This is a genomic window from Halorubrum sp. Atlit-28R (genome assembly GCF_003665955.1).
GTDB classification, from domain to species: domain Archaea; phylum Halobacteriota; class Halobacteria; order Halobacteriales; family Haloferacaceae; genus Halorubrum; species Halorubrum tropicale.
The window spans coordinates 286,446-306,621 of sequence record NZ_QPLS01000003.1; the positions used below are offsets into that span (position 1 = coordinate 286,446).

Genomic DNA, 20,176 nt, shown 5'->3' on the forward strand with positions numbered 1-20,176 from the left:
GTCCGAAATGAAATACCCGAACATGGCCAAGGGCTTAGACGTCGGCACGATGAACATCCTCTCCGGACGACAGGAAGGCGCGGAGACGGTGTTCGTACAGCAGCGGAACTCGTTCGTCGAGATCGAGTACAGCGACATGGCCGAGCAGATGCTCTCGCGCAGCGAGGTCCTCCACATCCGCAAGGACGACAAGGTGTACGTCGTCGGCGACGACGCCCTCAACTTCGCGAACATCTTCAACAAGGAGACCCGGCGGCCGATGCAACACGGCATCCTCTCCAGCGAGGAGGCCTCGGCCATCCCGATGATCAAGCTGATCACCGAACAAGTGGTCGGCGAGCCCTCGAAGCCGAACGAGCGCCTGTTCTACTCCAGCCCGGCGGACCCCATCGACTCGCCGCTCACGACGCTGTACCACGAGAAGACGCTCGAGTCGATGCTCGGCGACATGGGGTACGACCCCGAGCCGATCAACGAGGGGATGGCGGTCATCTACTCCGAGCTGGCCGACAACAACTTCACCGGCCTCGGGATCAGCTTCGGCGCGGGGATGACCAACGTCTGTCTCGCCTACTACGCGGTGCCCGTGATGAAGTTCTCCATCGCCCGCGGGGGCGACTGGGTCGACGAGCAGACCGCGCAGGCGACGGGCACGCCCGTCGACAAGGTGACGAGCATCAAGGAGGACGACTTCGAGCTCGACTTCCGCACCGACGTCGGCGGCGTCGAGGGCGCGCTCGCCATCTACTACGAGAACCTGCTCGACTACGTCATCGAGAACATCACGCGCGAGGTCGACGAGGAGGACGTCGAGGAGGGCCTCGATGTGCCCGTCGTCGTCACCGGCGGCACCTCCAGCCCGAACGGCTTCGAAGACCTGTTCGCCGACCACCTCGCGGACGCGAACATCCCGTTCTCGATCAGCGGCGTGCGCTCCGCCGAGGAGCCGATGTACAGCGTCGCCAGCGGGGCGCTCGTCGCCGCGCGCTCCGAGGAGGGCGACGAGGAGTCGGCCGGCGGGAGCGAGCCGGCCGCCGAGGAGGCCGCTCCCGAGTCCGAGGACTGAAGCGCGACCGACTCGCGCCTCCGACGCGACCCCGACCCCGATTCCGACCATTTTTACACCCGACCGGCGCGGCGCCGGATCCCGGGAATCCGCCGAAAGATGAAACCGACGCCGTCCGTAGCGACTGACATGTCCGACGCCGCCGGCGCCGAGGGTGACCGCCGCCTGCGGGTCGACCTCGACGTCGACCCGAGGGGCGACCGCGGCTGTCCGATCGTCGACGAGGCCGACGAGGCCGCCGAGGTGGCGGTCAACGCGGTCGGCGACGAGTGCGTGGTCGACGTGACGACGCCGGACGGGGACGTCCGCCGCGGGACCGGCGAGGTCGACGAGGACTGCCTCTGTCACGCGTTCGGGCGGCTCGGCTACGTCCCGCACTTCCGCCGCGTCGAGGACGGGACGGTCCTCGTCACGACATACGTCGACGACCGCGACGCGGTCCGCCGGTTGGTCGGGGAGCTCCGGGAGGTCGTCGACCGCGTGCGGCTCGTGCGGCTCGCGGTCGTGGAGGGACCGGACGCGACCGAACAGGTCACCTTCGACCTCTCCTCGCTGACGCCGAAACAGCGGCGCGGGCTCGAGCTCGCGGTCGTCCGCGGCTACTTCGACGACGACCGCGACGTGCGCCTGAGCGAGTTGGCCGACGAGCTAGCGATCAGCAAGTCCGCGCTCTCCCAGCGGCTCCGCACGGCGCAGGCGAAGCTAGTGACGGACGTCTTCGACGGCGCCGAGCGGTGAGCGGTTCCTCTTGAAGCGGTACACCGGTAAAGCGGGAGGCGGAGGCGTCGCCGGCCCCTCGGTCCGAACATGGACGACGAGGACCCGCCGGCCGTCGAGCCGGTCCGAGACGGCGTCACGCTCGAACTCGTGCGCGACGCCATCGGCGTCGCCCGCGGCGAAGTGCCCGCGGAGCGCTTCTCGGCGAAGTACGGGACGGGGAGAGACGCCGAGGGCGCGGGCGAGGAACGGGAGTGAGCGCGGCCGGGCGAGCGCCTCAGTCGTCGGCGGGTGCGGATCGGTCGGCGGCGTCGATCCGGGCGAGCGCCTCCTCGCCGGCGCGCTCGGCCTCGGTGAGGTAGCACTTCGGGTCGGGGGCGAACGGGTCGCCGTGCGCCGAGAGCGCGCGGAGCCGCGACCCGCCCCGACAGATCGACTGGTACGCGCAGTCGGCGCAGCGGCCGGCGAGGCGGTCCTCGCGCTCGCGGAGGCCGGCGAGGAGCGGGTTCGACTCGTCGGACCAGATCGCGCCGAACGAGCGGTCGCGGACGTTGCCGGGCGAGTACCCCTGCCAGAACTGCGTGAGGTGGACGTTGCCGACGGGGTCGACGTCCGCGACGCGCTCGCCGGTCGGGTCGCCGCCGTTGCGTTCGAGGTAGCGGTAGATCAGGCGGGCGCGGTCGGACCCGACCTCGCGGTCGGCGTACTCGACGAGGTGGCCGGCGTCGGCGTAGTTGCCGACGAGCAGCGTCTCTATCTCCTCGCCGGCCGCGTGGTACTCACGGGTGAGGTCACAGAGGTCGGTGACGGCCTGCCGGGTCGCCTCCGGGGAGAGGTCGACGTCCGAGATGTCGGCGCCGCGGCCGCCGTAGTCGAGGTGATAGAAGCAGAAGCGGTCGACGCCCACGTCGACGAGCAGGTCGACGACGCCCGCGAGGTCGTCGACGTTGTGCTCGGTGATCGTGTACCGCAGGCCCGTCTTGAGCCCCACGTCGAGGCAGGCCTCGATGCCGCGGACCGCGGCGTCGAACGCGCCCTCCTCGCCGCGGATGCGGTCGTTGCGCTCGGGGAGCCCGTCGACGGAGACGCCGGCGTACTTGAGCCCCGCCTCCTTCAGCTCCCGGGCGCGGTCACGGGTGAGGAGCGTGCCGTTCGTCGAGAGGACCGGCCGGATCCCGCTGTCGTCGGCGTACGCGATCAGCTCGGGCAGGTCCTCCCGGACGAGGGGCTCGCCGCCGGAGAACAGGAGGACGGGGACGCCGAACTCGGCGAGGTCGTCGATGAGCGCCTTCCCCTCCGCGGTGGAGAGCTCGTTCGGGGCGCCCTCGGCGTCGGCGCCCGCGTAGCAGTGCTCGCAGTAGAGGTTACACCGCTTCGTGGTGTTCCAGACGACGACCGGCCGCCGCTGTTTCTCCTCCGTGATCTGCGACTCCTCGGAGTCGTCGGCCGCGTCGTATCGGAGTCCGTCGCTCTCGGCGTCGAGCCCGCAGAGGAGCTTGCTGACGGAGATCATCGCGACCCCTCCTCGTCGGCGTCGACCGCGGGCGCGCCGGCGCGGGAGGCGGTCGGCGTCCCCTCGGTCTCCTCGTAGACGCGCGGTTCGTCCGCGTCGGCGGCCTCGTCGTCCGGTCCGTCCGCGTCGCCCGCGAGCGATTCCGCGGAGTACCGGGACACCTCCGCGGCCGGACACACCCACACGTCGCGGGCGTACCACGCGAAGAGCTTGCTCGCCTCCTCGTGAGCGACGTCCGGCGTCGGCGCGGCGACGGTGCCGACGTGGCGGAGCGGGTCCGACTCCGCCTCGCGGACGAACACCTCGAACCGGCGACCGTCGGCCGACCGCGGCCCGTTCGTGTCTTCGGTTCGGTCCGTCTTCTCGACCATACCCCCCGTACGGACGGTCCCCGGAACGGGGTTTCGCGCGTTCTCAGGGCCGCGAAATTCGCCCGAACAGGTTCGGGCGGCGAGAGCGGCGGCTCGGTCACCGGGGCGGAGCCGCCCGCGACCGGCGGCGCCGTCGCTGACGGCGCGGCGGGAGGTGCGAGGACCGCGAGCGGCGCGGCCCCGCGTGAGAACGGCCTGTCACCACAGGAGAGAGCCGGTCAGATGACGCGGTTCTGCAGGTAGTCGAGGTGTTTCGCGTTGTAGACGATCTTGACCTCGTCGGTGGCCGGGCTGCCGATACAGGTGAGGCGGACGTTCTTCTCCTCGACCTCCTCGTCGGAGAGGATCTGCTGCATGTCCATCTCGATGTCGCCCTCCTTGACGATGGACGCGCAGTTCGCGCAGGCGCCGGCGCGGCACGAGAAGGGCCAGTCGTAGCCCTGCGCCTCGGCCGATTCGAGGATGTACTCGCCCTGGTTCACTTCGAGGGTGCCGTAGTCCTCCTCGTCGAGGCCCGCGTCGGCGGCCTCCTCGAAGAGGTTGTCGTCGTCCATCGACCAGCCGTGGTCGTCGAGCACTTCGTAGTTGAGGTATTCTACTGTGGGCATCACCTGACGGTTTGGTGCCCACGTCATTAGGCTTTGCTGTTCCCCAGCCGACCACCCCGGCACCGGGCGCCGTCGACCGAACAAATTCGGTCCTGTTCGGCGAGTCCCGCCGCTCCGATCCCCCGGCCCGTCCCGCTCGACCGGCGGCCCGCGGCGCTCGGGTGACATCTCGTTATCACGACTGATACGGGGTGAGTAACAATAAATAGCGTACGGCGCTCAGGTGACACCGATGGAGGAGTCCGTCGTCGCCGACTTCGTCGGCCGCGTCCACGCGGCGAGTTTCGGGACCGACGAACCGGTGACGGGTCGCGTCCTGTTGAGCCAGCGGCGAATGGTCCTCGCGACGGACGACGGGAAGGAGACGGTCCCGCTCTCGCGGGTGTTCGACGTCGTCGTCGGGAGCGTCCCGGGCGACCTGCGCTCGTTCTTCAACGACAGCGTCACCGTCGCGTACGACCGCGACGGGTCGCGGCGCTCGGCGCTCGTGGAGGGCGAGGCCGAGGACATGGACCGGTTCACCCGGCTCCTGTTCAAGGTGCTGTTGCGGAACGTCGCCGTCACCGTTCGGCACCCCGCGAAGGTCGGCGGGCGCGTCACCGACGCCGGCGACCACCGCGCTTCGGTGTCGGTGTCGCCCGGCGAGATACGGTTCAGGGACTGCCCGGAGCCGTTCGTCGTCGACCTCTCCGCCGTGATCGACTACGAGCGGACCGACCGCACCCTCGGGGGCACGAAGCGCCCGGCGCTCGTCTTCCGCCACGTCACCGACGGACAGACGGTCACGTCGATCGCGACCGTCCCGAACGAGCGGGCGCTCAACATCCTCGGCCGGTACATCAAGATCGAGTACGCCGAGGCCATGGAGGACCTCGACTCGTTCGACCCGACCGAAGAGCAACTGGAGATCCTCGTGTCGATCTACTCCGCCGGCGGCGAGGCGAACATCGCCGACGTGGTCACGGGCGACGTCACCCAGACCTCGATGATCCTCGACACGCTCCGCGAGGCCGACCTCGTCGCCGACGGCGAGAGCGGGGCCGCGCTCACCCGGAAGGGGCAGATGATCGTGAGCTCCTACCTCGAATCGGTGAACGCCTGACGCGCGTCGCCGCCGCGTCGACCGCCGAACGCGCCGCCGCCGCGGGGGAAGTTTCATGCTTGTGTAACCGTAGGTACCTCTCATGCGAGACGACGACCACCGCGGCGGCGAGACGCCGCTCGACGCCGTGGTCCGCGAACGCGGAATCGACGCCCCCGACGCGGCCGGGGAGCGCGGCCCGCCCGGGGACGAGGCGCCCGCGGGCGACGCCGCCGTATCGGGCCCGCGGGTCGCCCGCGTACCGGCGGACCACGACCACGACACGTTCTCCGTCGAGGGGATCGACACCGACCGGCGCGAGGGGCTGGTGGAGGCGGTCCTCCGCGACGTCGACGGCGTCAGCACCGCCTCGGCGACCCGGCGCAACGGGACGGTCGGCGTCCACCACGACCCGTCGGTGTCGCGCGAGGCGCTCCGCGAGGTGTTGGCGGAGTGCGGGCTCGTCGTCGCGCCCGGCGACGAGGCGTTCGAGGCGCGGCGGGCCGCGCAGTTCGCGTCGGCCCGCGTGGCGGTCGCGGTCCTCTTCGGGCTGATGGTCGCGACGCCGTACATCGCGGTGCTGTACCCGACCCGGGTGGAGTGGCTGTTCTACGACCCCGTGACTGTCCAGTACCTTCAGTCGATCCTCGACTCGGCGATGACGACGCACTTCTTCATCAACCTCGGCGCGCTGTCCGGGCTCGCGTTCCTCGTCGCCTGCGCGCCCGCGATCCGCCGCGCGGTCGCCGCGGCGCGCGACGGACGGTTCACCAACGAGGCCGCGTTCGTCGGGGGCGTCGCCGCCCTCTACGGGTACAGCACGCTGGTCGCGTTCGCCGGCGTCGAGGGCGCGGTCCACTACGACCTCGTCGCGTACGCGGTCGTCGTCGCCACGCTCTGGACGGAGTTCGGCGTCACCGACACCGCGACCGACCCCGCGTCGAGTGACGACGCGGCGGCGGAGGCGACGGCCGACGAGCCGGTCGCGATGACCGACGGCGGTCGCTGACGCGGTCCGCGCTCGCGGCGTTTTCCTCGCGGAACATTCTCGCCCTGACGTTGCTCGACGGTCGCCCGTTTCTCGCGCACGCTCGGAAGCGCCCCGTCCGTGCGAGCGAGCGGACGGCTCACGGACGAGGCGGACGCCCGTTCGACGAGCGGAGGCAGTCGCTGTCGACGGGTCAAGGGCAACATCGCGGCGTGCGGTCGAACGGGAGCATAGACCACTCGACCTATTGACCGCCTCGTCGTTCGACCTTATCTCAACACCGCCGCTCGCCGGCCTACCGCGTCACCGGCGCGGTGGCGGACCCGACGGATTCGACGACCGCCCGCACCTCGTCGCCGGGGTCGATGGGCGCCGCGCCGGGCGTCCCGGTGCTGAACAGGTCGCCGGGTTCCAGCGTCATCACGTCGGAGTGGAACGAGACGATCTCCGCCGGCGGGAACAGCATGTTCCGGACCTCGTTTTCGGCCCGCACCTCTCCGTTGACCTCCGTCCGCACGGAGAGCCCGTCGAGGTCGACCGGGCCGTCGGGCACCGCGAGCGCGGCGCCGGGGACGAGGAACGTGTCGTAGCTCTTCGCCCGCGTGAGGAAGCGCGGGTTCCGCCGGAGCACGTCCTCGGCGGTCATGTCGATCACGGGGAGGAAGCCCGCGATCACGTCGTCGACGTCGCCCTCGGCGACGTTCCGACACGTCCGCCCCATCACGACCGCCAGTTCGGCCTCGGCGGTCACCCGCTCGCTCTGCGACTCCGGGGGCAGCCGGATCGGGCCGCCGGGGCCCGTCAAGACCGACCGCGGCTTCATGAAGCTCGCCGGCTCGTCGGGGCGCTGCTCGTCGAGGTCCCCGGCGTGCGCCTCGTAGTTCAGGCCGATCCCCCAGAGCTTCCCGAACGACTCCAGGGGCGCGCCGAACGACACGTTCGCTGCCGGGACAGGGTCCGCCGGCGCGTCGGCCGGGTCTCCCAGGTCGCCCGCGGCCGCCCGGGGAAGCGCGTCGCGGACACTCCTCAGGTCGGGCTCGACGGCGTCGAGCGGGACGTACCCCTCGTCGTCGCCGAGCAGCGGCTCGCCGGTCGCCGCGCGCGCGAGGTACTTCATCGCGGGGTGGCTCCGTTCATCTCACTCCTCCCGGTCCGTCCAGAAGTCGAACGAGCGCCCGGGCGCGAACACGTCGAGGCCGACCGCGCGCTCGTCGCCGGTGTTCTCGACCCTGTGGGGCTCGTTGGCCTCTAAGAGGACCGAGTCGTTCTTCTGAATCGTGACCTCGTCGTCCTCGGAGACGACGGTGAGTTCGCCCTCCAGGCAGAGGCAGACCTGCTCGTTCTCGTGGTCGTGCATCGGGGAGCTGTGGCCCGGCGGCTTCTCGAACCACTCGAAGGAGAACCGGTCGCTGCCCGCCATCGAGACGCGCCGCCAGCCCTCGTCGGGCTCGTACGTCTCCGCCTCGTCGAACGCCACCGACTTCATAGGTTCGCTCCGGTGGAGCCGCCGTCGATCGGGAGGGCGGTGCCGTTGACGTACCCCGACTTCGGCGACGAGAGGAAGGCGACGGTGTTGCCGAGCTCCATCGGGTCGCCGATGCGTTCGAGCGGGTTACCCGCCCAGTCGTCGAGCCCCTCCTCGTAGGAGTCGTAGTCGCCGCGCTCGACGGCGGCCTCGACGAGGTCCCGGATCCGGCTCGTCTCGTGGGGGCCCGGCAGGACCGCGTTCGCGCGTACCTCCGGGGCGAACTCCTTCGAGAGCGTCTTCTCCAGGCCGATGACGCTCATCCGCACGGAGTTCGACAGCACGAGGCTGTCGATGGCCTCCTTGACGCTGCGGGAGGTCACGTTGACGATAGTGCCGCCGTCGCCCTCCTTGAGGTACGGATACGACTCCCGCGCCAGTCGGACGACGCTCATCACGAGCAGGTCGTAGGCGTGCTGCCAGTCCTCGTCGTCGGTGTCGAGGAACGCGCCGGAGGGCGGGCCGCCGGCGCTCGTCACGAGGTGGTCGATCGTGCCGAACTCGTCGACGGTCGCTTCTACGAGCGCCGCGACCTCGTCGGCGTCGGTCAGGTCCGCCGAGTGGGCGACGACCTCGCCGGTCGCGATGGCCTCGACCTCGGCTTTCGCGTCCGCCAGCCGCCCCTCGTCGCGGCCGTTGATGACGACGTCGACGCCCTCGCGTGCGAGCGCCTTCGCCGATGCCTTGCCGAGCCCGCTGGACGATGCGGTGACGAGCGCCGCGTTGCCGTCGATCTGTAGGTCCATGTCTCACCGATCCCGAGTACGGCGTGAAAACATTTTCATGCAGGCAAGCGGCGAGAGTAAGTTCGAGACCCCGGAACCGAGTCGCACGAGGCCCTGGCGTCCGAATCCTCGCCGGCCACCTAACCACACTCACGACGCGTCGCTTCGCCCGCTCGCCGGGCGAGAATATACTTATTTACCCGCGAAATCGTACCGATCGTATGCTTGATTACTTCGACATGGAGTCGACGCTGTCAGAGGAGGAGCGGCTGCTCGTCGACTCCGCGCGGTCGTTCGTCGAGGGGGAGGTCCCGGACATGGGAGACCACTGGATCGAGGGCACGTTCCCCACGGAGCTGATCCCGAAGATGGGCGAGATGGGCTTTTACGCGCCGAACCTCAACGGATACGGCCTGCCGGGCGTCAGCGAGACGGCGTACGGCCTGCTGATGCGCGAACTCGAGGCGTGCGACTCCGGGCTCCGCTCAATGGCGAGCGTCCAGGGGGCGCTGGTGATGTACCCGATCCACGCCTTCGGCAGCGACGAGCAGAAGGAGGAGTGGCTCCCGCGGCTCGGCACCGGCGACGCGGTCGGCTGCTTCGGGCTCACGGAGCCGGAGCACGGGTCGAACCCCTCCGCGATGGAGACGATGGCCGAGCCGGACGGCGACGAATACGTCCTGAATGGCTCGAAGACGTGGATCACGAACTCCCCGATCGCGGACGTCGCGGTCGTGTGGGCGAAGGACCACGGCGAGGAGGGGACGCCGGTCCGCGGCTTCCTCGTCGAGACCGACCGCGACGGCGTCACGACCAACGAGATCGACGAGAAGCTCAGCCTCCGGGCGTCGATCACGGGCGAGATCAGCCTCCAGAACGTCCGCGTCCCGGCCGAGAACCGCCTCCCCGGCGTCGAGGGCATGAAGGGCCCGCTGTCGTGTCTGACGCAGGCCCGCTATGGCATCGCGTGGGGCGCGGTCGGCGCCGCGCGGGACTGCTTCGAGGTCGCGCGCGAGTACGCCACCGACCGCGAGCAGTTCGGGAAGCCGATCGGCGGCTTCCAGATGCAACAGGAGAAGCTCGCGGAGATGGCGACGCAGATCACGCTCGCCCAGCTGCTCGCTCACCGGCTCGCTGACCTCAAGGAGGCCGGCGAGATGCGGCCGCAGCACGTCTCGATGGCCAAGCGCAACAACGTTCGGATGGCCCGCGACCAGTCGCGGATCGCCCGGGAGATGCTCGGCGGCAACGGGATCACAGCCGACTACTCGCCGATGCGCCACATGGCGAACATGGAGACGGTGTACACCTACGAGGGCACCCACGACATCCACACCCTGATCCTCGGCGAGGACCTCACCGGGATGCAGGCGTATCAGTAAGCGGACCGACATACCGACCCTCTTTTGCTCGCCGGTCCGACGACGAGGTGATGCGAACGAGTTTCAACGTCCCCGAGGGGTTGATCGAGGAGTTCGACCGGACGTGGCGGGACGAAGGGATCGAGAACCGGTCGCGGGCGGTCCGGGAGGCGATGCGGGAGTACGTCGAGTCGCACGCGCGGCTCGAAGACACGGCGGGCGAGGTCGTCGCGCTCCTCGGCTTCGACTACCGTCACCACGAGGTGATCCGGGAGCTCCACGGCGTCCAACACGAGTACCAAGACGTCATCCTCAACACGAGTCACACGCACCAAGGAGAGTGGTGTCTCGAGTCCCTGTTCTGCCGCGGCGACGCCGCCCGCGTCCGGGAACTGACGTACCGGCTGCGCGACTTCGACGCCGTTCGCCGCGTGAAGGTGATGATGATCCGGGACGGCGATTGACTTCGGAGTTTCCGGACCTCCAGCGCGGAACCGGCCGGACCGTGGGTTTGATACCTGTCGGTTCGTCAATCAGACTCGATGCCCGTACTCGTCGCGTTCGGGGCTCTCGGCAGGTCCGCCGTCGACCTCGGGGAGGAGGCGACCGAAGGGCGCAAAGACGAGCTCCGGACCGACGGCCTCTATCGGTACACCCGCAACCCCCAGAACGTCGGCTACGTCCTTCTGTTCGCGACGTACGCCGTCCTCGCGAACTCCCCGCTCGTCGGTGTGTTGACCGTCGAATTCGCCGTCGTCACCGTGCTCCAGGTGCTCGCCGAGGAAGCCTGGCTCCGCGGCACCTACGGCGACGCCTACGACGCCTACTGCGAGCGCGTGCCCCGATTCGTCGGCGTCAGGACGTTCACGCGCGCGCTCGGCGACGACTAACCTCGGCACCGGTCCGACACGCCGAGCCGCTTCCCGATTCCCCCCCCCCCGCTCCGCCTCGCTCAGGTAGCTGAAATCGATAATACACCTATACCCGCTACGGGGAAATTCGTGGGTAATAGTGGGCAACACATATCAGCGGTGGGTCCGTACCATTCGTCGATGAAAGTCGACGCAACAGACCTCAAAACGAACGAGACGGACGACCGGGGCCGAGTCTATCTCGGCACCGAGTACGCGAACAAGCGCGTCACCGTCGCCGTCGTCGAGGTCGAGTCAGACCGACCGGACGACGACGAGCTGGCAGCCGCCTATCGGGAGGCCTCCGAGAGCGCGGAGGCGCTCGCCGAGGAGTGGAGCGAAACGTCCGACGAAGCGTGGGAACGCCTCGATGAGTGACGGCACGGACGTGCGACGGGGCGACGTGGTAATCGTTCGACTCGACCCCGCCGAGGGACACGAGATGAAGAAGACGCGCCCGGCCGTGGTCGTTCAAAACGATATCGGAAACCGGAACTCCAGTACGACCATTGTCGCGCCCGTCACGGGGACCTACCGCGAGTATCCGTTCGAGGTGTTCGTCGAGGCGGACGGGTCACCGCTCGAAAAGAATTCGTCAGTCCGGCTCGACCAGCTTCGAACCGTCTCGGTTCCGGAACGGGTTCACTCGGTCGTCGGTTCACTCGACGGACCTACGATGGCTGAAGTCGACGAGGCGTTACAGCTGAGTTTCGGCCTCGACTGAGCTACCGACTCTCTCTTTGCTCAACTTTGTTCAACTCGATCAGTAGCCGGAAGATGGCCTTCACCAGGTTGGCGTCCACGTCGAAGCGCTCGGCGTTCTCGCCGGCGCGCTCCATCACCCGCTCCTCCTGCCCCTCGTCGGTCGTCGGCAGGTCGCGCTCCTCCTTCACGGCCGCCACGGTGTCGGCGACGTACGTCCGGCGGGCGATCAGCTCGACTATCTCGCGGTCGATATCCTCGATCTCGTGTCGCAGTTCGTCGAGGCTCCGGTCCTCCGCGTTGGGTGTGTCGCTCATTGGTAGTGGGGTAGTGGTGTGGTCACTCGACGGCCGCGCCGTCGTTTCTGGTCGCCGATCGTCGCAGCGTTCCGGGGCGGTCGCCCCAGGCGTCGGCGACCGCGTCGAGGTCGGTCTCGGGGTCGTCGGGGGCCGCGACGGCGACGACGCTCGGGCCGGTCCCCGACAGCGACACCGCGGTCGCGTGGGGCATCGCCTCGACCGCGGGGTCGGCGTCGAAGCCGAGCGCGGCCGAGAACGCCAGCCCGTTCACCGTCATCGCCTCGCCGTACCGGCCGTCGAGCGCGAGGTCGGCGACGAGGTCCGCCATCGGCGCGACGGCCTCGCAGCGCGCCACGTCGGCGTCGGCCGAGTAGGCCCGCTCGGGCGGGGTCCAGACGAGGGCGTCCCAGTCGACCGCCTCGCGACGGCGCAGCTCGTCGGCGCCGTTGTCGGTGACGGTGACGCCGCCGAGCATCGACGCGGTCGCGTCGTCGAACGCGCCCGTGACCGTGACGCCGGCCTCGCGGGCCGCGCGCACGCCGAGCCGGCAGGCCGCGAGGCGGGTGACGTCGACCGCGGGGTCGTCCGGATCGTCGCCGACCGCGAGCCCGAGCGCGTCGCAGGTCGCGAGGACGGCCGCGTTGGCGGCCGCGCTGGAGCTCTTTAGACCCGCCGCCAGCGGCACGTCGCTGTCGGTCCGGACGCGGCCGCCCTCGCCGTCGCCCCAGCGGTCGGTCGCGAGCGCGACGCAGCGCTCGATCAGGTCGGTGTCGGCGGCGGCGTCCTCGGCTATCTCGCCTTCCACGCCGTCGGCCGCGGGGTCCAGCTCGACCGTCGCGCGCGTCTCGACGTCGAGGCCGAACGCCGCGCCCGTGCCGGTCGCGAGCGCGTTCAACACGGTCCCGGCGCCGAGCGCCGCCGCCTGTCCCTCCATGGGTTCACGGCTCGCGACCGCGGACAAAGAGGTAGCGATCACGGCGAGTCTCTCTGCCGAGAGCGGACCGGAAACAGCGGCCACGATCGGGGTCGCGTCAGAGCGGCTCCGCGCGCCGCACCGCCGCGTCGACGGCGTACCGGTCGCGCTCGGGACGGACCGGCGTCTCGTCGCTCTCGAAGCGGATCGTCACGTCGAACGACCGCGAGCGGCCCTCCCCGAACCGGTCGTCCGGGGAGAAGCGGCGCGTGACGTAGCCGAAGCCGACCGCCTCGCGCTCGTCCGTGCCCGGTCTGACGGCGTACGCGTCGGCGCGGAACTCGACGGTCCCGTACTCGAACCGGCCGGCGTTCCGGACGGTCAGGCGGGCCCGAACTCTGGTCCACCCGCCGCCTTCCGTCACCTCGCGGACGGTCGCGTCGGTCACGACGAGCCCGGAGCCGTCGGGACCGACCTCGTCCGGGGTCGACGCGTCTTCGGACGCGTCCCCGTCGCTTCCAGCGTCGCCGCCGGACCCGCTTTCGTCCCCGTCGCCGTCTGCGTCGCTCCCGTTCGCACCGTCGCCCGTCTGCCTGGCGTCCGAGCCCTCCTCCTCCGACGTGACGAGGCAGCCGGCCAGGAGTCCGGCGGCGCCGACCGCGAGGACGCCTCGCCGCGACGCGCGTCGGATCGGTCTGTCCGGCCGGCCGTCGTCGCCGGAGCCGGGCCGACTTCGGTCGGCGGTCATCGCATCACCGTCCCGAGGACGCCGGTCGACGCGCCGACGGCGCCGGCGACGAACGCGGTCGCGAGCGTCGGGACGACGGCGTCGACGAGGCCGTGCGCCTGCGCGGCGGCGTCGCCCTGCGAGACCACGATCACCGTGACCGCGATCAGCCCGTACGCCAGCGCGCCGAGGCCCGTCCCGAGCCCGCAGGTCGTCGCCGCGGAGCCGACGCCGCGGGCGCGCGAGCCGACGAGGACGCCGAGGACGCCGGCCAGCGGGACGGCGGAGACGAGGACGGTCGCGGTCGCGGCGAGGTAGGACTGCGCGACGAACACGGGGCCGAACCGCGCCGTCTCGCCGGTCGCGGCGGTCGCGAGCGCCGCCTCCGCCCAGCCCGTCGCGGCCGCGCCGACGATGCCGACGCCGACGCCGACCAGGCCGAACACGGCGGCGACGAGACCGATCTGTTTCGCGTTCACGCGCCGGTCACCCACCCGTGCCGCAGGCGACCGTGCCACCCGGTCCGCTCCTCCCACGCGTCGCCCGAGAAGCCGGTCGCGAGCAGGAACTCGCCCGCCCGGACGAGGTAGCCGTACTGGACGCCGGCGTGCTCGTCGAAGCCGTACCGCTCGCCCTCCGCCTCGCGGTGGTAGAAGCGGTGCCAGGCCGTCGGGCCGTCGTCGGTCTCGCCGTCCGCGTCGGAGGCGTTTCCGCCCTCAGTGGCGTTTCCGTCCGCGGACGCGTTCCCGCTGAAGTCGGACCCGGCGAGCGTCGCCTCGGGATCGACCGGCGCGCGGCCCTCTGTCGCCCCCTCGTCGAGGGCCGTCGAGAGCCGCGCCTCGGCGGTCTCGGCGTCCGGGTAGCGCTGGACGTGGACCGGGACGCCGTCGAGTTCGCGGGGCCAGCCTTCGAACGCCTCCTGGCGGCGGGTCCCCAGCGGCGGCCGCCGCGCGTACGCGACGAACAGCTCCTCGACGCGGTCCTCCGGCTGGGGGATCGGGCCGAGACGAGCGCGGAGCTCCCGCTGCCGCTCGGAGTCGAACGCGTCGCCGTAGATGCGCGGGATCCGGTCGCGGTCGACCCCGTCGCGGTCGTAGGGTCGGTGCGCGTACGTCGAGAAGTCGCGGCTCGCGACGGCGAGCTCGACGAGCGTGCCGCCCGTGACGCGGCCGCGCTCGGGGTCCTCGGGCGGGAGCGGCGCCAGCAGTCGGCGGAACAGCCGGTTGTAGATCGGGTCCCGAGAGAACTCCTCCTCGACGTAGATGGCGGTCCCGACGCTCGCGAGGTCGCGGCGCATGCGGTCGAGCTCCTCCAGCGCGCGGTCGACGTCGTTGCGCGGGGCGAACTCCCGCAGGACCGCGACGTGGCGGTCGACGCGGGCGCGGATCCGCGGGCCGGGCGAGAAGTGGGGTTCGAGCGCCGCGGCCGCGCGGTCGGCGGCGGTCTCGCCCGCGGCCGCGACCGCGTCGACCTGTTCGGTCGCGATCGCCGCCTCCTCGTCGACGGTCGCGCGGACCGAGCGGACCGTCGCGACCGCGTCGGCTATCGCGTCGCGGTAGGTCGCGACCGCCGCCGGGTACTCGGTCGCGAACCACACCGCGTCGTCGACGACCGCGCGCGTCGCCGTCGCCAGCGCGGCGTTGGCGTCCGGCGGGCCGCCGTCGGTCTGCTCGGGCGGGTCGTCGGGAGGGCCGTCTTCGGGCGGGTCGCCGTCGGGGTCGCCCCCGTCGCCCGCGGCGGCGTCGGGGTACTGGACGCCCTCGACGCCGAGACACCCGGCGGTCCCGGCGAGGGCGACGCCGACCCCGAGAAGCGCCCGTCGCGTCCGTTGCATGCCACGCACTCCCCGCGGCAGGAACTTAAATGTGGTACGCCGATTCTCGCGGCTGAGGCCGCCCCACCGCGCGGCGTTCGGGGCGGTTCGTCGACGGGCGCGCGTCGGCGCGAGGCCCGAGCGCGTCCCTTTTGAGGCCGGCACTCCGAGCGTCGCGTATGTCCGCGCCATCACGCAGCGACGTGCCGCCGACCTCGATCGGCGTCGACCTCCGCGAGGAGGGCGTCGTCGTCGAGTACCTCGACGGCCGAACGACCCTCTACCGGGGCGTCCCCAGGTCCGCCGAGGGGTCGGTGACCGCCGGCCCCGGCAAGGAGACCCACGTCCTCGTCACCGACCCCACGGAGACGGAGGGCGTGATGACGTACGTCAACGACTACAAGACCGACGACGAGATATTGGAGGAGTCCGGCGTCGGCCGCGTCATCGTCGAGGACGGCGAGCGCGACGAGGTGTTCCCCGGCGTGATCGTCGGTCGCGAGGGGCAGCGCAACGAGGTCGTCGCCGACCCCGAGATCGCCGGCGGGCGCGTGTTCGTCTTCGTCGAGGACGGCTGGACCGAGGGGAGCTACGAGATCGTCGAAGCCCCAGAGGACGGCCTCGACGCGCACCGATGACGGGAGCGGGGGCGACGCCGTGAGCCTCGCGAAGCCCTGGCGCGACCTCGACCGCTCGACCGTCGGGAGCGCGCCGAGCCGCTACGCGCTGTACGAGCTCGGCGACGCCGACGGCGACACGGTCGGGTTCGGCACCGGCGTCCTCCGCGACGAGCTGAAGGAGGCGCTGGCGTACGGCGACGCCGCGAAGGTCCGGTGGGAACTCGCCGACTCGGCCGAGCACGCCGAGCGGCTGCTCGCGGACCACGTCGAGGAGTGACCGACGCGACCGCCCGGACCGTGCCGAGCGAGCGGGAACGACCGACAGACGAAAGGCCCGCGACCGCCGAGGGAGCGACATGAGCGACGAGGCCGAGACCGACGGCGGCGACGAGGTGCTCCGCGCCAGCGACATCGGCGGCGAGGGACCGCCGATCGACGAGAAGCCGTACAAGATCGTCTTCGAGGCGAACAAGTGTTTCGGGGCGGGCAAGTGCGCCGAGGTCGCGGACAACTGGGTCATGGACGTGGTGAGCGGGATGGCGAAGCCCGAGGCGTACTACATCGGCGAGGAGGACCTCGAAGAGAACGTCCGCGCGGCCGAGGCGTGTCCCGCGAAGAAGGACGCGGGCGTGATCCACGTCGTCGACCGCCGCACCGACGAGGAGATCGCGCCGGACCCGCACGGCGACGGGACGCTGTCGGTCGAGTGGTAGGACTTCCGAAAGGGGTTTCACCTCGCCGCGGATAGCGGGACCCGCGCGGGGGTGGCTGAGCCTGGCCAAAAGCGGCGGACTTAAGATCCGCTCCTGTAGAGGTTCGAGGGTTCGAATCCCTTCCCCCGCATGCTGTCGCGAACAATACGTGAGCGACAGCACTAGGAGCAGAAGGGATTCGAACTAGGGAGCGAGAAGTGAGCGAGCCGCGTCGCGGCGAGCGAACGTGGTTCGAATCCCTTCCCCCGCATTGCTGCTGCGAGCAACCCGCGAGCAGCAGCAATCGGACGAGAGGGTATTCGGATCAGGGGGCTTTGTTGAAATCCTTAGCAGGGGATATGTTCTTGGAGCCATGCTAAATACAGGGCGCGTATCGGTCACGGCATTGCTGATAGCAATCGAGTAGTTGATACAGCCGTTGCCCAAAACAGAGCGTCTCCCCCGTCTCACGTGGAACTGGATTCGGCCCACCCTCTCTCCCCTTGATGGCGATGGTCGGGCAGGCTTGTTCTGACCCAGTATTCATATTAAATCGAGAAGAACATACAACCGTGCCCTCCACAGAGTCACGCCGGAGGCTACTGATGGCCGCCGGAGCCGCCCTCTCGATCCCGCTTTCTGGGTGTTCGTCTGTCTCGGAGTTCACCCGGAAATCGAGCCCAATCTCTATTACGGAGGTGTGGGTCAAGAACCTCGGCGACAGCCCTGCCGTATTCGATGTCGTTATTGAGGATGTAACCGATAACGAGGTCGTATTCTGGGAAACACATCCAACGCGACCAATGGCCGACCGAGACGAGGACGGGGACGAGGAAATTGACATACACTCGTGGGAAAACCCTGTTCAGTCACCCGGGAATTATGCGCTCCACGCTCGTGTTGAGCCGGATGACGAAACTGGTGAGAAGCAGGTAACATCTACTCAGTTACAGACCAACGCGGACTGTCTGAGTATTTTGGTCGAAATCGATATTATGGGTGAACTCTCGATCGACGTGGATACACAAGACGCCTGCTGACAGAAGCAGGAACCGACCCCCCTAACTATAGTTTCTCTCACACGTCGGTGCTTCATATGTGCGTTCGAATCGGCAGTTCTCTGAGAAGCTATTGGATCGCTCGCTGAGGTTATCCTCTGGATCTCGCACACCGATCCTATCAATTCTTAAGGATTTCAACAGAGCTAATCAGGGAACGGAGCGAGCGCAGCGAGCGGAGTGAGTGAGGTTCGAATCCCGTCCCACGCATTCCTGCGGCGAGAGCGCGACGCCGACTCACGACCGCTCGTTGAGCAGTCGCGTCGCGCGGCCGTACCCCTTCCGAAGCAGTCGGGCGGCGCCGATCAACGTCAGGACGGCGGCGCCGACGACGACGCCGAGGTGAACGACCTGAAACGACGGCACCGGGGTGTACCGCCCGAGAATTAGCAGGACGGTCAACAGGAGCCACAGCAGGTACGCACCGATTCCGAGTCGGCAGAGGGCCGCGTACATAGGTCCGGATACCGGCGGCGGCGGAAAAAGCGCACCGACGGCGGCCGGGGCGGCGAGCTAACAGCAGAACATGAACGGGTACACCAGAGCGACGCGGTCGAGGACATGGCGGTCGCGGAGGGGATCGTCGGCGACGACGACTGAGGGCACCTAACCGGCGGTCCTCAGTCGCGGAGCCGGTCGGACCGCTCCGACCACCCGGTCGCGTCCGTCGCGAGGTCGCGGACCTCCCGGCGGATCCCGGCGTAGTTGTCGACGATGTCCTGCGTGGTGACGATCCCCTCGGGCGTCACGCCGTCGACGACGACGAGCTTCTTGACGCCCTCCGAGCGCATGCGCTCGGTCGCGCTCCGGAGGGTCGCGCTCGGCCGAACGGTGACGAGCGGGGCGCTCGCGGCCTCCCGAACCGGGATCGAAGACAGGGGGTCGTCGGTGACGTACCCGGCGTGGAGGACGTCGCTTTCGGTGAGGATCCCGGCGGGCGTCCCGCCGTCCGTGACGACGACGCTGCCGATCCGGTTGCGGAGCATCGACTCCGTGGCGTCCCGGACCGTGGCGCCGACGTCACAGGTCACGAGGTCTGTCGTCATCACTTCCTCGACCAGCATGGGTAGCGGTACCGCGGCGGGGTACTTGTAGGTGACTGGGGCGGCCGCCCCGAGGGTCATCGCGCGAGCGGCCGCGTCTCTGTCCATTCGTCAGTAGTGCCAGGGGTAGTCGCGGAACTGCGGCTCGCGGCCCTCCAGGAAGGCGTCGCGGCCCTCCTGCGCCTCTTCGGTCATATAGGCGAGCCGCGTCGCCTCGCCCGCGAACACCTGCTGGCCGACCATGCCGTCGTCGGCCATGTTGAACGCGTACTTCAGCATCCGCATCGCGGTCGGCGACTTCCGGGTCATCTCGTCGGCCCACTCTACGGCCACGTCCTCCAGCTCCTCGTGCGGGACGACCTCGTTGACCATCCCCATGTCCGCGGCCTCCTCGGCGGAGTAGGTCTTGCCCCGGAAGAACACCTCTCGGGCCTTCTTTTGCCCGATCTGCTTCGCGAGGTACGCGGAGCCGAACCCGCCGTCGAACGACCCCACGTCGGGGTCGGTCTGGAGGAACTGCGCGTGCTCCGCGCTGGCGAGGGTCATGTCGCAGACGACGTGCAGCGAGTGGCCCCCGCCGACCGCCCAGCCGGGGACGACCGCGACCACGGGCTTCGGCATGAATCGGATCAGCCGCTGGACTTCGAGGATGTGGAGCCGGCCCGCGCGCGCCTCCCGGACGAGGTCGTCGTCGTCGTCGCCCGCCTCGTCGTCGTCGCGGTACTCGTAGCCGGAGCCGCCCCGGACGGACTGGTCGCCGCCGGAACAGAACGCCCAGCCGCCGTCCTTCTCGGAGGGGCCGTTCCCGGTGAGGAGGACGGTGCCCACGTCGGCCTGCTTGCGGGCGTGGTCGAGCGCGGCGTATAGCTCGTCGACCGTCCCGGGCCGGAAGGCGTTGCGGACCGCGGGGCGGTCGAAGGCGATCCGGACCGCGGGGACGTCGACGGCGCGGTGGTAGGTGATGTCGTCGAACTCGTCGGTGACGGGCTCCCACGCGTCGGGATCGAATATCTCCGAGACCATGCGAGCCCGTACGTCCGGGGCGCTCATAAACGGCGCCGAATCGGAAGGAGAAGGGTCCGTCAGAGAGGCGATTCCTCGCGCGCCGCGTCGACGACGGGGAGCCGCTGCCAGGGTCTGGGACGGACGCCGGGACCGCGGCCCGTCCGTCGGGACGTGTCAGTCGTTCTGCGCGTACGCACCCTTCGGGTGCCCTTTGTGCTGGAGGTTGCGGTTGTCGCGCTCCCGCGTCGCGGTCGCGGGGATCACCTCGCGGCTCGGGTCGAGCTCGGACCGCGGCATCCCCGTGTACCCGTGGTCCGGGTGCTCGGAGCAGTGCGCCATCGCGTCGTGCGAGCCCTCCCACGGGCCCTCGTCACAGCCGTCCGCCGTACAGACGAACACTATCTCCTCTGACATGCTATCTGGAGGTATCGGAGCGGT

29 protein-coding genes and 1 tRNA gene are annotated in these 20,176 nt (G+C 69.8%); 15 read left to right on the forward strand and 15 right to left on the reverse strand.

All coding sequences use genetic code 11. From position 1 onward, the window contains the following. Positions 1 to 22 precede the first annotated feature (22 nt). From DVK06_RS07105 to DVK06_RS18635, 3 genes are all read left to right on the forward strand, one after another. Positions 23 to 1,066, forward strand: coding sequence for a cell division FtsA domain-containing protein (locus DVK06_RS07105; RefSeq protein WP_053770898.1), 1,044 nt, complete (start codon positions 23 to 25; stop codon positions 1,064 to 1,066). 129 nt (positions 1,067 to 1,195) lie between these two features. Continuing rightward, complete coding sequence (locus DVK06_RS07110) at positions 1,196 to 1,804, forward strand: helix-turn-helix domain-containing protein (RefSeq protein ID WP_053770897.1); 609 nt, start codon at positions 1,196 to 1,198, stop codon at positions 1,802 to 1,804. Between the two features lie 69 nt (positions 1,805 to 1,873). After that, the gene (locus DVK06_RS18635; RefSeq protein WP_158293536.1) at positions 1,874 to 2,041 is read left to right on the forward strand and encodes a hypothetical protein; all 168 of its coding nucleotides are present in this window, start codon (positions 1,874 to 1,876) and stop codon (positions 2,039 to 2,041) included. Positions 2,042 to 2,060: 19 nt separating this feature from the next. Here DVK06_RS18635 and DVK06_RS07115 read toward each other — a convergent pair whose 3' ends face one another. From DVK06_RS07115 to fer, 3 genes are all read right to left on the reverse strand, one after another. Then, positions 2,061 to 3,296, reverse strand: coding sequence for a TIGR04347 family pseudo-SAM/SPASM protein (locus DVK06_RS07115; RefSeq protein WP_121599797.1), 1,236 nt, complete (start codon positions 3,294 to 3,296; stop codon positions 2,061 to 2,063). Then, on the reverse strand, positions 3,293 to 3,667 hold the full coding sequence (locus DVK06_RS07120) for an Htur_1727 family rSAM-partnered candidate RiPP (RefSeq protein WP_121599798.1): 375 nt from the start codon (positions 3,665 to 3,667) through the stop codon (positions 3,293 to 3,295). The genes DVK06_RS07115 and DVK06_RS07120 overlap by 4 nt, the downstream gene beginning before the upstream one ends. A 218-nt stretch (positions 3,668 to 3,885) precedes the next feature. Next, the gene (gene fer, locus DVK06_RS07125; protein ID WP_049931604.1) at positions 3,886 to 4,275 is read right to left on the reverse strand and encodes a ferredoxin Fer; all 390 of its coding nucleotides are present in this window, start codon (positions 4,273 to 4,275) and stop codon (positions 3,886 to 3,888) included. Positions 4,276 to 4,507: 232 nt separating this feature from the next. Between fer and DVK06_RS07130 the strand changes: the two genes are divergently transcribed. Then, complete coding sequence (locus tag DVK06_RS07130; protein WP_121599799.1) at positions 4,508 to 5,377, forward strand: CheF family chemotaxis protein; 870 nt, start codon at positions 4,508 to 4,510, stop codon at positions 5,375 to 5,377. 82 nt (positions 5,378 to 5,459) lie between these two features. Continuing rightward, positions 5,460 to 6,365: a heavy-metal-associated domain-containing protein gene (locus DVK06_RS07135; RefSeq protein WP_121599800.1), complete on the forward strand. Its 906-nt coding sequence runs from the start codon at positions 5,460 to 5,462 to the stop codon at positions 6,363 to 6,365. Between the two features lie 274 nt (positions 6,366 to 6,639). Here DVK06_RS07135 and DVK06_RS07140 read toward each other — a convergent pair whose 3' ends face one another. Genes DVK06_RS07140 through DVK06_RS07150 form a run of 3 tightly spaced genes read right to left on the reverse strand, consistent with a single transcriptional unit; the run spans position 6,640 to position 8,615 of the window. Next, positions 6,640 to 7,461, reverse strand: a complete 822-nt coding sequence (locus tag DVK06_RS07140; protein ID WP_121599801.1) for a fumarylacetoacetate hydrolase family protein — start codon at positions 7,459 to 7,461, stop codon at positions 6,640 to 6,642. A gap of 21 nt (positions 7,462 to 7,482) precedes the next feature. Next, positions 7,483 to 7,830, reverse strand: coding sequence for a cupin domain-containing protein (locus tag DVK06_RS07145; RefSeq protein WP_121599802.1), 348 nt, complete (start codon positions 7,828 to 7,830; stop codon positions 7,483 to 7,485). After that, entirely contained in the window at positions 7,827 to 8,615 is a 789-nt protein-coding gene (locus tag DVK06_RS07150; RefSeq protein ID WP_121599803.1) for an SDR family oxidoreductase, read from the reverse strand. The genes DVK06_RS07145 and DVK06_RS07150 overlap by 4 nt, the downstream gene beginning before the upstream one ends. Before the next feature lie 200 nt (positions 8,616 to 8,815). Between DVK06_RS07150 and DVK06_RS07155 the strand changes: the two genes are divergently transcribed. The 5 genes from DVK06_RS07155 to DVK06_RS07175 all read left to right on the forward strand — a co-directional run bounded on the left by DVK06_RS07155 (position 8,816) and on the right by DVK06_RS07175 (position 11,590). Beyond that, complete coding sequence (locus tag DVK06_RS07155; protein ID WP_121599804.1) at positions 8,816 to 9,976, forward strand: acyl-CoA dehydrogenase family protein; 1,161 nt, start codon at positions 8,816 to 8,818, stop codon at positions 9,974 to 9,976. Positions 9,977 to 10,026: 50 nt separating this feature from the next. Further along, positions 10,027 to 10,419: a CopG family ribbon-helix-helix protein gene (locus tag DVK06_RS07160; RefSeq protein WP_053770881.1), complete on the forward strand. Its 393-nt coding sequence runs from the start codon at positions 10,027 to 10,029 to the stop codon at positions 10,417 to 10,419. Positions 10,420 to 10,497: 78 nt separating this feature from the next. Then, positions 10,498 to 10,845, forward strand: coding sequence for an isoprenylcysteine carboxylmethyltransferase family protein (locus DVK06_RS07165; RefSeq protein ID WP_121599805.1), 348 nt, complete (start codon positions 10,498 to 10,500; stop codon positions 10,843 to 10,845). A gap of 162 nt (positions 10,846 to 11,007) precedes the next feature. After that, positions 11,008 to 11,244 (forward strand): hypothetical protein, encoded by a 237-nt coding sequence (locus DVK06_RS07170; RefSeq protein ID WP_008006521.1) that lies wholly within the window; start codon positions 11,008 to 11,010, stop codon positions 11,242 to 11,244. After that, positions 11,237 to 11,590 (forward strand): type II toxin-antitoxin system PemK/MazF family toxin, encoded by a 354-nt coding sequence (locus DVK06_RS07175; protein WP_121599806.1) that lies wholly within the window; start codon positions 11,237 to 11,239, stop codon positions 11,588 to 11,590. Before DVK06_RS07170 ends, DVK06_RS07175 begins: the two co-directional genes overlap by 8 nt. 1 nt (position 11,591) lies before the next feature. Here DVK06_RS07175 and DVK06_RS07180 read toward each other — a convergent pair whose 3' ends face one another. From DVK06_RS07180 to DVK06_RS07200, 5 genes are all read right to left on the reverse strand, one after another. Then, the gene (locus tag DVK06_RS07180) at positions 11,592 to 11,885 is read right to left on the reverse strand and encodes a chorismate mutase (protein ID WP_004596730.1); all 294 of its coding nucleotides are present in this window, start codon (positions 11,883 to 11,885) and stop codon (positions 11,592 to 11,594) included. Positions 11,886 to 11,907: 22 nt separating this feature from the next. Then, complete coding sequence (locus DVK06_RS07185) at positions 11,908 to 12,801, reverse strand: shikimate kinase (protein ID WP_053770875.1); 894 nt, start codon at positions 12,799 to 12,801, stop codon at positions 11,908 to 11,910. A 97-nt stretch (positions 12,802 to 12,898) separates the two neighbouring features. Further along, positions 12,899 to 13,528, reverse strand: a complete 630-nt coding sequence (locus DVK06_RS07190) for a hypothetical protein (protein WP_121599807.1) — start codon at positions 13,526 to 13,528, stop codon at positions 12,899 to 12,901. Continuing rightward, positions 13,525 to 13,986: a hypothetical protein gene (locus DVK06_RS07195; RefSeq protein WP_121599808.1), complete on the reverse strand. Its 462-nt coding sequence runs from the start codon at positions 13,984 to 13,986 to the stop codon at positions 13,525 to 13,527. The genes DVK06_RS07190 and DVK06_RS07195 overlap by 4 nt, the downstream gene beginning before the upstream one ends. Further along, entirely contained in the window at positions 13,983 to 15,341 is a 1,359-nt protein-coding gene (locus tag DVK06_RS07200; protein WP_121599809.1) for a hypothetical protein, read from the reverse strand. The genes DVK06_RS07195 and DVK06_RS07200 overlap by 4 nt, the downstream gene beginning before the upstream one ends. A 158-nt stretch (positions 15,342 to 15,499) precedes the next feature. Between DVK06_RS07200 and DVK06_RS07205 the strand changes: the two genes are divergently transcribed. From DVK06_RS07205 to DVK06_RS18205, 5 genes are all read left to right on the forward strand, one after another. Further along, entirely contained in the window at positions 15,500 to 15,958 is a 459-nt protein-coding gene (locus DVK06_RS07205; RefSeq protein WP_121599810.1) for a DUF5796 family protein, read from the forward strand. Positions 15,959 to 15,977: 19 nt separating this feature from the next. Beyond that, the gene (locus DVK06_RS07210; RefSeq protein ID WP_121599811.1) at positions 15,978 to 16,217 is read left to right on the forward strand and encodes a hypothetical protein; all 240 of its coding nucleotides are present in this window, start codon (positions 15,978 to 15,980) and stop codon (positions 16,215 to 16,217) included. Positions 16,218 to 16,296: 79 nt separating this feature from the next. Beyond that, positions 16,297 to 16,653, forward strand: a complete 357-nt coding sequence (locus DVK06_RS07215; RefSeq protein ID WP_121599812.1) for a ferredoxin — start codon at positions 16,297 to 16,299, stop codon at positions 16,651 to 16,653. A gap of 45 nt (positions 16,654 to 16,698) precedes the next feature. Then, a tRNA-Leu gene (locus tag DVK06_RS07220) sits at positions 16,699 to 16,783 on the forward strand. Between the two features lie 421 nt (positions 16,784 to 17,204). After that, on the forward strand, positions 17,205 to 17,672 hold the full coding sequence (locus DVK06_RS18205) for a hypothetical protein (protein WP_147438054.1): 468 nt from the start codon (positions 17,205 to 17,207) through the stop codon (positions 17,670 to 17,672). A 255-nt stretch (positions 17,673 to 17,927) separates the two neighbouring features. Here the strand turns inward: DVK06_RS18205 and DVK06_RS07230 are convergent, their stop codons facing one another. From DVK06_RS07230 to DVK06_RS07245, 4 genes are all read right to left on the reverse strand, one after another. Then, positions 17,928 to 18,146 carry a hypothetical protein gene (locus DVK06_RS07230; RefSeq protein WP_121599814.1) on the reverse strand — a complete coding sequence of 73 codons (219 nt, stop codon included), beginning with the start codon at positions 18,144 to 18,146 and terminating at the stop codon, positions 17,928 to 17,930. Between the two features lie 164 nt (positions 18,147 to 18,310). Further along, entirely contained in the window at positions 18,311 to 18,754 is a 444-nt protein-coding gene (locus DVK06_RS07235) for a CBS domain-containing protein (RefSeq protein WP_053770866.1), read from the reverse strand. Positions 18,755 to 18,844: 90 nt separating this feature from the next. After that, complete coding sequence (locus DVK06_RS07240; RefSeq protein ID WP_053770865.1) at positions 18,845 to 19,756, reverse strand: 1,4-dihydroxy-2-naphthoyl-CoA synthase; 912 nt, start codon at positions 19,754 to 19,756, stop codon at positions 18,845 to 18,847. A 156-nt stretch (positions 19,757 to 19,912) separates the two neighbouring features. Then, positions 19,913 to 20,152: a hypothetical protein gene (locus DVK06_RS07245; RefSeq protein ID WP_053770864.1), complete on the reverse strand. Its 240-nt coding sequence runs from the start codon at positions 20,150 to 20,152 to the stop codon at positions 19,913 to 19,915. Between the last annotated feature and the right edge of the window lie 24 nt (positions 20,153 to 20,176).

Excerpts from the sequence above, each read along its gene's own strand:
- DVK06_RS07130 (WP_121599799.1), top strand. The coding sequence starts at position 4,508 with ATGGAGGAGTCCGTCGTCGCCGACTTCGTCGGCCGCGTCCACGCGGCG.
- DVK06_RS07180 (WP_004596730.1), bottom strand. The coding sequence starts at position 11,885 with ATGAGCGACACACCCAACGCGGAGGACCGGAGCCTCGACGAACTGCGA.
- DVK06_RS07170 (WP_008006521.1), top strand. The coding sequence starts at position 11,008 with ATGAAAGTCGACGCAACAGACCTCAAAACGAACGAGACGGACGACCGG.
- DVK06_RS07155 (WP_121599804.1), top strand. The coding sequence starts at position 8,816 with ATGCTTGATTACTTCGACATGGAGTCGACGCTGTCAGAGGAGGAGCGG.
- DVK06_RS07200 (WP_121599809.1), bottom strand. The coding sequence starts at position 15,341 with ATGCAACGGACGCGACGGGCGCTTCTCGGGGTCGGCGTCGCCCTCGCC.
- DVK06_RS07105 (WP_053770898.1), top strand. The coding sequence starts at position 23 with ATGGCCAAGGGCTTAGACGTCGGCACGATGAACATCCTCTCCGGACGA.
- DVK06_RS07140 (WP_121599801.1), bottom strand. The coding sequence starts at position 7,461 with ATGAAGTACCTCGCGCGCGCGGCGACCGGCGAGCCGCTGCTCGGCGAC.
- DVK06_RS07120 (WP_121599798.1), bottom strand. The coding sequence starts at position 3,667 with ATGGTCGAGAAGACGGACCGAACCGAAGACACGAACGGGCCGCGGTCG.
- DVK06_RS07240 (WP_053770865.1), bottom strand. The coding sequence starts at position 19,756 with ATGGTCTCGGAGATATTCGATCCCGACGCGTGGGAGCCCGTCACCGAC.
- DVK06_RS07235 (WP_053770866.1), bottom strand. The coding sequence starts at position 18,754 with ATGCTGGTCGAGGAAGTGATGACGACAGACCTCGTGACCTGTGACGTC.
- DVK06_RS18635 (WP_158293536.1), top strand. The coding sequence starts at position 1,874 with ATGGACGACGAGGACCCGCCGGCCGTCGAGCCGGTCCGAGACGGCGTC.
- DVK06_RS07135 (WP_121599800.1), top strand. The coding sequence starts at position 5,460 with ATGCGAGACGACGACCACCGCGGCGGCGAGACGCCGCTCGACGCCGTG.
- DVK06_RS07165 (WP_121599805.1), top strand. The coding sequence starts at position 10,498 with ATGCCCGTACTCGTCGCGTTCGGGGCTCTCGGCAGGTCCGCCGTCGAC.
- DVK06_RS07185 (WP_053770875.1), bottom strand. The coding sequence starts at position 12,801 with ATGGAGGGACAGGCGGCGGCGCTCGGCGCCGGGACCGTGTTGAACGCG.
- DVK06_RS07150 (WP_121599803.1), bottom strand. The coding sequence starts at position 8,615 with ATGGACCTACAGATCGACGGCAACGCGGCGCTCGTCACCGCATCGTCC.
- DVK06_RS07110 (WP_053770897.1), top strand. The coding sequence starts at position 1,196 with ATGTCCGACGCCGCCGGCGCCGAGGGTGACCGCCGCCTGCGGGTCGAC.
- fer (WP_049931604.1), bottom strand. The coding sequence starts at position 4,275 with ATGCCCACAGTAGAATACCTCAACTACGAAGTGCTCGACGACCACGGC.
- DVK06_RS07205 (WP_121599810.1), top strand. The coding sequence starts at position 15,500 with ATGTCCGCGCCATCACGCAGCGACGTGCCGCCGACCTCGATCGGCGTC.
- DVK06_RS07230 (WP_121599814.1), bottom strand. The coding sequence starts at position 18,146 with ATGTACGCGGCCCTCTGCCGACTCGGAATCGGTGCGTACCTGCTGTGG.
- DVK06_RS07115 (WP_121599797.1), bottom strand. The coding sequence starts at position 3,296 with ATGATCTCCGTCAGCAAGCTCCTCTGCGGGCTCGACGCCGAGAGCGAC.
- DVK06_RS07245 (WP_053770864.1), bottom strand. The coding sequence starts at position 20,152 with ATGTCAGAGGAGATAGTGTTCGTCTGTACGGCGGACGGCTGTGACGAG.
- DVK06_RS07190 (WP_121599807.1), bottom strand. The coding sequence starts at position 13,528 with ATGACCGCCGACCGAAGTCGGCCCGGCTCCGGCGACGACGGCCGGCCG.
- DVK06_RS07145 (WP_121599802.1), bottom strand. The coding sequence starts at position 7,830 with ATGAAGTCGGTGGCGTTCGACGAGGCGGAGACGTACGAGCCCGACGAG.
- DVK06_RS07175 (WP_121599806.1), top strand. The coding sequence starts at position 11,237 with ATGAGTGACGGCACGGACGTGCGACGGGGCGACGTGGTAATCGTTCGA.
- DVK06_RS07160 (WP_053770881.1), top strand. The coding sequence starts at position 10,027 with ATGCGAACGAGTTTCAACGTCCCCGAGGGGTTGATCGAGGAGTTCGAC.
- DVK06_RS07215 (WP_121599812.1), top strand. The coding sequence starts at position 16,297 with ATGAGCGACGAGGCCGAGACCGACGGCGGCGACGAGGTGCTCCGCGCC.